This is a genomic window from Sulfuricurvum sp., from assembly GCF_036279695.1.
Taxonomy (GTDB): domain Bacteria; phylum Campylobacterota; class Campylobacteria; order Campylobacterales; family Sulfurimonadaceae; genus Sulfuricurvum.
This window is the reverse complement of the sequence record NZ_DASUIQ010000051.1, coordinates 1-9614: the sequence shown is the minus strand read 5'-3', so window position 1 is coordinate 9614 and position 9614 is coordinate 1. Positions and strand designations below refer to the sequence as shown.

Here is a 9614-nt window from a genome sequence, read left to right as displayed (position 1 = left end):
TAAAAATATATAATAAATATGTGATAACAACGGCTCTACATAGTATAATCGCATATTTATTTCAGAGGTCAGAATGAAAATCCTCGTAGATGCCGATGCTTTCCCGAATGCTCTCAAAGAGATACTTCTTCGTGCGGTACTAAAGAGAGAAATCACGACCATTTTTATCGCCAACAAGCGAATAAGTGTCCCCAATGTCCATCATGTATCGATGGAAGTAGTGGCACAGGGGCCTGATGAAGCCGACCATCGAATCGCCGAGTTATGTGAAGCGGGAGATTTGGTCATTACCGCCGATATACCGCTCGCCGATCGGATTGTGTCCAAAGGTTCAGTCGGACTTGATCCTCGCGGGACGATTTATGATGAGAATAACATCAAACATCTCCTTGCGATGCGCAATCTGATGGAAGAACTGCGCAATAACGGAGAGATCACGGGCGGCCCGAGTGCTATCGGGCAAAAGACCGTTCGAGCGTTTGCAGACGGGTTGAATAAGGTGCTCTCAAAACGAGTAATGTAAAACTAAGAACGATCTTTCCAATAAAACGGTTTTTGATTTTGGTGCATGAGTGCAATGATGATAATTTCTTTGTTAACGTGTTGGTAGATGACACTGAAAGGGAAGCGGTTCGTTAGACATCGCCGTGTTTTGGCTGTCATAGGTTGCCAAGCGTGGGGAAAATCGATAATGCGGTGGATGGTAGCGTAAACTTCTTGGGCAAATTCCAAACCTAGATGGTTTTGGCACTCTTCATAATAATCAATGGCATGATTGAACTCGATTTCCGCATCGGGATGAAATCGAAAATTCATTGCTCAAAACGGGCTTTAATTTTTCGAAAAACATCGTTTCCGTCGATAAGGTTCACAGACCCTTTTTCGATGGATGCAACGCGAGAATCGATTTCTTGTTTCCACAATGTTTCTACATCGTGATGCGATGGATTTAGACTACTTAGTAATTTTTCAATGAGTTTTGTTTTGAGATCGATAGGCATCGAGTCTACTTCAGCTAACAGATGATGGGTGTTTAACGCAAGCATAGTCTACTCCTTTTTCATAGTTGCATCATTATAACATGAATTTTACATCGGTTTTTCTTCAAGCACCGCAACGGAAATTTGATCTCATGCACTTTGTTATTTCTTTTGGTGCATGTAGGCTTTGTACGTCTGAGCGATAATTGAAATACCGCGACGCATCTCTTCGGGTGTTGTGTTGCTAAAATTAAAACGAGCTTCGGAACTGACGCAAGTATCGGGATAAAACTCTCCCCCCGGAACAAAAACGGCTCCGTTTTTTAAACACGCCAGTGCAAGCTCTTTTGCATCAATCTCCTCAGGAAAAGTGCCGTAGATGAACATCCCCCCTTTGGGTTTGATAAAACAAAAATCGCTTAATTGAGAGGTGAGCTCATCGGCAAGTGCATCGCATTTACGTTTGTAAGCCGAACGGATTTTACGTAAATGTTTTCCGAACAAACCGCTTTCCCAAAAACGCTCAGCTAGATGCTGTGACAGGGCTGACGTATGCAAATCTGCTCTCTCTTTCAGTGCTAAAATCGGCTGTAGCAGTTTCTCATCTCCTCGGATCCATCCCAAACGCAGCCCGGGAGCGAGTGTTTTGGAAAATGATCCGACGTGCAGGGTATGATCTGGTGCGTACAGTGACATCGGAGCAAGACGTTCTTCGAAAAAGAGTTCCATATAGGCTCCGTCTTCGACGATGATTCCATTATGATGGATGGCGATTCGGGCGAGTTTTTGTCGAACCTCGTCGCTATAGCATATACCGGTAGGATTTTGGAAATCACACATCAAATAGGCACGCTTGGTTTGTTTGAACATCTCCTCAAAGGTATGAAGATCCAATCCTGAATCGTTCAATGGGACGGGATACATAGGACAGTCGTTCGCACTGAATGCGTTGAGGGCACCCAGATAGGCAGGTGCTTCGACAACCGTACCCTCTCTAAAATAGATACGGCTGATGAGGTCGAGTGCCTGTTGGGCACCGGTGGTGATCAAAATATTTTCGCTTTTTGTCTCCAAACCCATTCCCGTGTAGTAATCGGCCAGTTTTTGACGGAGGGTAGGGATTCCTGCGGTGATCGAATATTGGAGTGCACCGGGGGTGGAAAGCACCTCTTGGGAAGCCTTTTGCATCGCTTCGATAGGAAAGAGACTCTCATCGGGGAGTCCTCCCGCAAACGATACCGTATCACTGCCGATAACTTCCAAAATTTCTCTAATGAATGAGCGTTTCACGGTGAATCCTTTTTTGGTGATATTGTAAAGAAAAGCAAAAGTTTATTCTTTATCCAAATACACAATAAAATTATCCAAAATATTCAATATTACTATCCATTTATGCTAATATTAGGGTATGAAACGGGAAACGAAACATCAACGAGCCGATAGTGTCAACGGGGTACTGTCTTATATCTATTTGCACATCGATACCGATTTGAATGTTGCGGAATTGGCAGAGATGGAGGGGATAAGTGCCCATCACCTCCACCGTATTTTCAAAGAAGAGACGGGGAAAAATCTGTTTGAAACGATCAAATCGATTCGGCTTCAAAAAGCGGCCAGTCTATTATTGACCAATCGTTATGCGACCGTTTCCGAGATAGCGATGATGTGCGGATACAGTTCTCAAACCTCGTTTATAAAAGCGTTCAAAGAGCGTTTTCATACGACGCCGAAAGTGTGGAAACGCGGAGATTCGTTACTCTATTCCGAAAAAATTCTGGAGGGTTCATCATCGGCGAATAGTGATCGTGATTTCAGCAAAACGATTCCTAAAATCGTTAAAACGCCTCCTATTTATGCGGCGTATATCCGTCATCGAGGATACAATATCTCTATCCGAAACAGTTGGAACCGGTTGTACGCGTGGTGCATCGAACATGATATTCCCGAAAATGCCCGACAAATCGGATTTCATCATGACAATCCTACGATTACACCGCTAGATGAGTGTGCTTACATCGCCGCCATAGAGGTAAAAAAAGGGATGAATCTGCACGGTTCGGTCGCGTATTTCGAGATTCCCGCATCGCTGTGTGCCGTTTTCCACATACAAGGAAAATACGGTGATGTCCTCCATTTTATGCGGTATGTGTATCAAATTTGGCTTCCCGAGAGCGGTTTTGAGGCGAAAACACTCCCGCCGTATGCTATTTATCGAAAGAACCATTTTTTGGATGAATCCGATGAATTTGATCTTGAATTTTATCTGCCGATCACTGTTTTATAGAGATTGACTAAATGAGATATTAATCACCCACCTACTATAATCTTTCTACATTTTTTCAAGGCATTTTTTTATGAGCACAGTCCCCCCGTTTACCCATCTTCATCTCCATACCGAATACTCACTCCTTGATGGAGCGAATAAAATTTCAGCGTTAGCCTCACGGGTTAAAGAGCTTGGGATGACGTCGGTGGCGATGAGCGATCACGGAAATATGTTCGGGGCAATCGACTTTTATCAGCAGATGAGAGGGGCGGGGCTTAAACCGATCATCGGGATGGAAGCCTACATCCATAACGGTGAGGAATTGGGAGACAAGAGTATCAAACAGCGTTTTCACGTCTGTTTGTTCGCCAAAAACGAAGCGGGTTATAAAAACCTCATGTACCTCTCTTCAAAAGCCTATATTGACGGCTTTTACTACTTTCCCCGCATTAACAAACAGCTCCTTCGTGAGAACTGTGAGGGGATCATTTGTACCTCTGCGTGTTTGCAGGGGGAGGTGAATTGGCATCTCAACACCAACAGTGAACGGAACGTCAAAAACGGGGCGTTAGGGTACGATGAAGCCAAACGGATCGCGTTAGAGTACAAAGAAATTTTCGGGGATGATTTTTACATGGAGATCATGCGCCACGGGATTGCAGATCAGCTCTTTATCGACGAGCAGGTGATCAAAATCTCCCAAGAGACGAAAATCAAACTGATCGCGACCAACGACACCCACTACACCTATGCGGACGATGCCCAATATCACGAAGCATTTATGTGTATCGGGATGAATAAACTCTACGACGACCCCAAGCGTATGCGCCACTCCGTCCATGAGTTTTACATCAAATCCCCCGAGCAGATGGCGCGGCTGTTCGCCGACATCCCCGAAGCGCTCTATAATACTCAAGAGATCGTAGATAAGTGCCAGTTGGAGCTGAAACTCGGAAACCCGACACCGCCAAATTTCAAATTTACGACCGAATACGCCCGCGAAGAGGGGCTGGAGATTACCGAAGATTCGGAGTACTTTATCCACTGCTGTCGCAGGGGTCTCGAAGACCGTCTAATCCATGTTCCTGCTGAACGGCACCAAGAATATCGGGATCGTCTCGAATTTGAGATGCAGGTGATCAATCAGATGAAATTCCCCGGCTATATGCTGATCGTTTGGGATTTCGTCCGTGAAGCCAAAAAAATGGGGATTGCCGTAGGACCGGGACGGGGATCGGCGGCGGGGAGTCTTGTCGCATTCTCTTTGGAGATTACCGACATCGATCCGATGAAATACGATCTACTGTTTGAGCGTTTTCTCAATCCTGAGCGGGTATCGATGCCCGATATCGATATGGACTTTATGCAAGCACGTCGCGGTGAGATCATCGACTATGTCGTCCAAAAATACGGACGAGAGCAGGTAGCGCAGATCATAACCTTCGGTTCGCTTCTCGCCAAAGGGGTTATTCGTGACGTTGCGCGGGTACTTGAAATGCCTTTGGCTCAAGCCGATGCGATGGCGAAGATGATTCCCGATGAGCTGGGGATCACCCTAAACGGCAAGACCAAAGGGGGGGAGTTCAAACCGGGAGCCTTCCAAAAAGAGCCGAAGATCCAAGAGCTGATCGAAAGCGATGCACAGGCGGCGCGGGTATGGGAGTTTTCCAAAAAACTCGAAGGGCTCAAACGCAATGCGGGGATGCACGCGGCGGGTGTCGTTATCTCCAACGAACCGCTCTGGAAGAAAACGCCGATCTACAAACCCTCAGGGGAGGAGACGTTTGTCACCCAATACTCCCTCAACTATCTCGAAGACATCGATCTGATCAAATTCGACTTCTTGGGACTCAAAACGCTTGACGTTATCGACAACGCGATCAAACTGATCAAAAAACGTTACGACGTAGAGGTAAATTGGCACACGATCGATGAGAATGATCCGAAAGTGTATGAGATTATCCAAAGCGGTGACACGATCGGGATGTTCCAGATTGAGAGTTCGGGGATGCAGGATTTGAACAAACGACTCAAACCCAGCGTGTTCGAGGACTTGATTGCGGTACTCGCTCTCTATCGCCCGGGACCGATGGAATCGGGGATGTTGGATGACTTCATCGAACGTAAACACGGTCGTCAGGCGATCAGTTATACTTTCCCTTCGATGGAGCCGATCCTAAAACCTACCTACGGGGTTATCGTTTACCAAGAGCAGGTTATGCAGATCGTACAAACGGTCGGCGGTTTCAGCCTCGGCGGGGCGGACATCGTTCGCCGTGCGATGGGGAAAAAGAAAATCGAAGAGATGCAAAAGTACAACAAAGAGTTCAGTGAGGGGGCAGCTAATCAGGGACTGGATTATAAAAAAGCTTCCGAACTTTTTGATCTGATCGAAAAATTCGCCGGATACGGGTTCAACAAATCCCACTCGGCGGCGTACGCGATGGTCACCTTTCAGACGGCATGGCTCAAAACCTACTACCCGCAGGAGTTTATGGCGGCATTGCTCACCTCGGAAAAAGACAACACCGACAAGGTCGTCAAATACATCGAGGAAGCCAAACGGATGAAAATCTTCCTCGGAGCTCCCGACATCAACCACTCTCAGCTCGAATTCTCCGCAATCAACAAAGATGACCAAGACCAAATCCTCTTCGGTCTGGGGGCGATCAAAGGGGTCGGAGAAGCGGCGGTCGAGTCGATCCTCGAAGCACGTGCCGAGGGGGAGTTCAAAGACATTCAGGATTTCATCAATCGCATCGAGCCGCAAAAAGTGAACAAAAAGGTGATCGAGTGCATCATCAAAGCGGGGGGCTTGGATCATTTCGGCTATTCCCGCCGTGCATTGTTGGAACAGGTCGAAACTCTCGTCGAGACGGCAAAAAAAGGATCATCCCTCAAAAAAGATGCCCAATTTAGCCTTTTTGGGGATGATGAAGAGGTGACAGCCGTCGAACTGAGCCTCAAAAATATGGATGAGTTCGATCTCAAAACGCTTCTTGATTTCGAAAAAGACACCCTCGGGTTCTACGTCTCCGGTCATCCGCTCGACAACTATCGAGACCAGATCGATGCGATCAACTATACCCTCTCATCTGAGATCGAAAATATTGCCGACGGCTCAAGCGCTATCTTCATCGGTAAAGTCGAAACGATCACGAAAAAGATGTCGAAAAAAGGGTCTATGTTCGGATTGGTAAGTTTGATGGACTTTCACGGCAATATCGAAGTGATGCTCTTTAGCGACAGAGTTGAACAGCTTGAAGCGATGGATTTGGATGAGCCGATCGCATTCAAGGTCAAGGTAACTCACACCGAGATGTTCACCCGTATCAGCGTCACCAAAATCATGACCCTCAATGAAGCGAAAAAAGAGGCGAAAAAGGTGGAGACCAAGATCGTCGAAAACCTCCCTCCGCAGGAGCCGTTGCAGCTGCGCATCCGTCTCAGCGACAATTTAGAGACGTTAGAGAAACTTTACACCCTTGTCCGCCGTCATCCGGGACGCCGAGCGATCAAACTCACCATCGTCTCGAAACTTGCCGATGTCGTGATCGATTCGGCGATACGGGTGGATAATAAGGTTATTGAAGAGTTGAGTGCGTTGGAAGATGTGGATGTGATTTGATCCCGTCATTCCCGACTTGATCGGGAATCTAGTTAAGATTGAAATAAATGAATAACGCCGTGAAGTATCGTTGCAAGTAGATGTAAAGCAATACCAATATAGAGCACATTCAAGTGATATCTGTTCCATCGAATTTCTGTCTCATAGTGATCAATATTTCTCTTTTCTTCTTCATTCAGTTGCAACCCATTGAACCGCTTGTATAGTGCTTCGATGAGATCAAGATCATAAAAACTTTGATTCGTTACACACAGCGGTAGTCTAGGTTGAATCCAGTTGATGAATATAGGTTTGCCAAGAAATATCAATAGACCACTGACAATATACAAGGGCATATTTAGCGCCCATCCTGATGATATCATTAACATAAAAAGCATAGGAAGATTAATTAATACGGCAATACCTAAAACCTTGTCAATAAGAAGTACCTTTTTATCCGCACGTTTATAAATCGCATATTCGGCTTCTTCTTGTGGGTTAAGCTGTTCTTTGGCTCCAAGATCAAATTGGCGTAATTTGAGCCGATGAAGGCGAATAGATTCGTTTCGAATGGCTTGATTTTGAAAACAGAAAGGTTTATTTGTATAAGATAAATATCCGCTGACTAATAAAGTAATCCCAGATACAATATATGCGGGCATAATCCAAAGAGGCATTTTTTTTCTTGTATTGGGATGGATTCCCGATCAGGTCGGGAATGACGAAAAGTGAATGTATTGTAACAAAAATAATGTTTTTTTAAAATCATCAGTTTTTTCCAAAATGGAAATAACTGCAACACATTGCAAAAAAATCTGCTATTTTGGTGAATTCTTTTGCTTAAGTGCAGGACGGAGACTATCTGATCATTTTGTTGACATCAACAAAATGATTGAATATAAATCTATTTGTATTTGAATATGTAGTATAATGTATCTACAAAACTCTACAGGAGTAGACAATGAAAAAAGCGATCAATATTCGAATAGATGAATCGTTGTTAAGTGATTTGGATCAATACGCTCATGAACTGGATCGTTCTCGCACGTATTTAATCGAAAAAGCGGTGAGTGCCTATTTTGATACTCTCGATGAAATAATTAGCGATAAACGAATCGATGACATTAAAAGTGGGAAAAGTGAAGTTTATACTCTCGAAGAAGTCGCCCTCAAACTGGGATTGAATGTATAAAATTATCGTTCCAAAGGCTGTTTTTAAAGAGCTTGAAGCAATCGGTTCTGAAAACCAAAAACTTATTTGGGCAAAAATTAAAGACCTTGAAAATGGAAATTTTACTACGGATAAACCTTTAAAAGGGAATCACAAAGGAAAATTTCGTAAACGTGCAGGGGATTATCGTATCGTATATTTACGAGAAAATGATATTTTGGTCATTACTCTCATCCGAATTGCTCATCGAAAAGAAGTTTATTAAAGAAGGTAATCATGCGCGAATTTAACGAAGAACTGATCAATTTTATCGATGCATCTCCAACCCCGTTTCATGCGGTGGAGTGGATGGCGAAAACACTGGAGTGTCGGGGGTTCATCGCTCTATCCGAAGATGAGACATGGGAACTCGAAGAGGGGAACGACTACTATGTTACCCGCAACGACTCCTCGATTATCGCCTTTACCTACCCTCCGTGTCAGGAAAAAGGGTACACGATTGTAGGTGCTCATACCGATTCGCCCCATCTGCGCCTCAAACCCAATCCCTTGACCACCTCCGCAGGGGTAAAGCGTTTCGGAGTCGAACCCTACGGCGGAGTGTTGCTGAACCCGTGGTTTGATCGCGATTTATCGCTGGCGGGGCGTGTCGTCTATCTGGAGGGGGATGTGCGTCGTGAAGCCCTCATCAATATCAACCGTCCTATCGCTATTATCCCTTCGCTCGCCATCCATCTCGATCGTGATGCGAATAGCTCCCGCTCCATCAATGCCCAGAGCGATATTGTCCCTATCATCGCGACGGGGGAGGTCGATTTTGAGACCTTTATCCTCTCTCATATCCAAGAAGATACGGATAACCTGACCCTCTTAGCCCATGAGCTCAGTTTTTACGACACGCAAAAAGGCTCTTTTATCGGGATCAATAGCGATCTGATCGCTTCGGCGCGGTTGGATAATCTCCTCAGCTGTTATATAGGGCTTCAGGCACTGCTAGAGACCTCGTATCCGATGATGTGTGCGTTTATGGATCACGAAGAGGTGGGGAGTGAGTCTCATATCGGGGCAGGGGGGACATTTGTGGAGGAGACGTTGCGACGGATTGCGGGAGATGAGTATGAGAAACTGATGCGTCATTCGATCATGGTATCGTGCGATAATGCTCACGCACAGCACCCCAACTTTCCGAGCAAACATGAGTCTGAGCACGCGCCGCTTCTCAATGGCGGGGTAGCGATCAAGATTAACTCGAATCAGCGCTATGCGACCAATTCACGGACGCAAGGACGATTTGTTCAGTGCGCACGTGCTCTTCATGTTCCGACACAGACCTTTATCACTCGAAGCGATATGGGATGCGGATCGACCATCGGTCCGATCACTTCTACGCGATTGGGGGTTGAGACGATCGATGTGGGGATTCCGCAGCTCGCCATGCACTCAATTCGTGAGGTATGCGGTACGGAAGATGCTTACGGTCTGTATCGAATATTAGTTCATTTGGGGGATTTTTGACCCCGTCAAGGAATAGCGTGAGTCAGAGTATCTCCCCCGAAGAGCTTAAAGCCCTCATCGATCAAACCTATAAGG

The 9614-nt window shown here is 45.6% G+C and carries 10 protein-coding genes; 6 read left to right on the top strand and 4 right to left on the bottom strand.

Translation table 11 applies throughout. From position 1 onward, the window contains the following. Positions 1-73 precede the first annotated feature (73 nt). Positions 74-523: a YaiI/YqxD family protein gene (locus tag VFW36_RS05155; RefSeq protein WP_329657743.1), complete on the top strand. Its 450-nt coding sequence runs from the start codon at positions 74-76 to the stop codon at positions 521-523. Between the two features lie 2 nt (positions 524-525). On the opposite strand, the gene VFW36_RS05150 is transcribed toward VFW36_RS05155, so the two are convergent. The 3 genes from VFW36_RS05150 to VFW36_RS05140 all read right to left on the bottom strand — a co-directional run bounded on the left by VFW36_RS05150 (position 526) and on the right by VFW36_RS05140 (position 2270). Beyond that, entirely contained in the window at positions 526-816 is a 291-nt protein-coding gene (locus VFW36_RS05150; RefSeq protein WP_329657742.1) for a type II toxin-antitoxin system RelE/ParE family toxin, read from the bottom strand. Continuing rightward, positions 813-1046 (bottom strand): addiction module protein, encoded by a 234-nt coding sequence (locus VFW36_RS05145; RefSeq protein ID WP_329657741.1) that lies wholly within the window; start codon positions 1044-1046, stop codon positions 813-815. The genes VFW36_RS05150 and VFW36_RS05145 overlap by 4 nt, the downstream gene beginning before the upstream one ends. 96 nt (positions 1047-1142) lie before the next feature. Then, positions 1143-2270 carry a PLP-dependent aminotransferase family protein gene (locus tag VFW36_RS05140; RefSeq protein WP_329657740.1) on the bottom strand — a complete coding sequence of 376 codons (1128 nt, stop codon included), beginning with the start codon at positions 2268-2270 and terminating at the stop codon, positions 1143-1145. A gap of 118 nt (positions 2271-2388) precedes the next feature. On the opposite strand from VFW36_RS05140, the gene VFW36_RS05135 reads away from it, so the two are divergent. Further along, positions 2389-3264: an AraC family transcriptional regulator gene (locus VFW36_RS05135; protein WP_329657739.1), complete on the top strand. Its 876-nt coding sequence runs from the start codon at positions 2389-2391 to the stop codon at positions 3262-3264. A gap of 70 nt (positions 3265-3334) precedes the next feature. Beyond that, the gene (gene dnaE, locus VFW36_RS05130) at positions 3335-6874 is read left to right on the top strand and encodes a DNA polymerase III subunit alpha (RefSeq protein WP_329657738.1); all 3540 of its coding nucleotides are present in this window, start codon (positions 3335-3337) and stop codon (positions 6872-6874) included. A 32-nt stretch (positions 6875-6906) separates the two neighbouring features. Here the strand turns inward: dnaE and VFW36_RS05125 are convergent, their stop codons facing one another. Then, complete coding sequence (locus tag VFW36_RS05125; protein WP_329657737.1) at positions 6907-7530, bottom strand: hypothetical protein; 624 nt, start codon at positions 7528-7530, stop codon at positions 6907-6909. Between the two features lie 284 nt (positions 7531-7814). On the opposite strand from VFW36_RS05125, the gene VFW36_RS05120 reads away from it, so the two are divergent. From VFW36_RS05120 to VFW36_RS05110, 3 genes are read left to right on the top strand one after another with little or no spacing between them, the layout of a single operon-like run. After that, complete coding sequence (locus VFW36_RS05120) at positions 7815-8045, top strand: ribbon-helix-helix protein, CopG family (protein WP_329657736.1); 231 nt, start codon at positions 7815-7817, stop codon at positions 8043-8045. Next, complete coding sequence (locus tag VFW36_RS05115) at positions 8038-8289, top strand: type II toxin-antitoxin system RelE/ParE family toxin (RefSeq protein WP_329657735.1); 252 nt, start codon at positions 8038-8040, stop codon at positions 8287-8289. Before VFW36_RS05120 ends, VFW36_RS05115 begins: the two co-directional genes overlap by 8 nt. An 8-nt stretch (positions 8290-8297) precedes the next feature. After that, positions 8298-9539, top strand: coding sequence for a M18 family aminopeptidase (locus VFW36_RS05110; RefSeq protein ID WP_422664557.1), 1242 nt, complete (start codon positions 8298-8300; stop codon positions 9537-9539). Positions 9540-9614 lie beyond the last annotated feature (75 nt).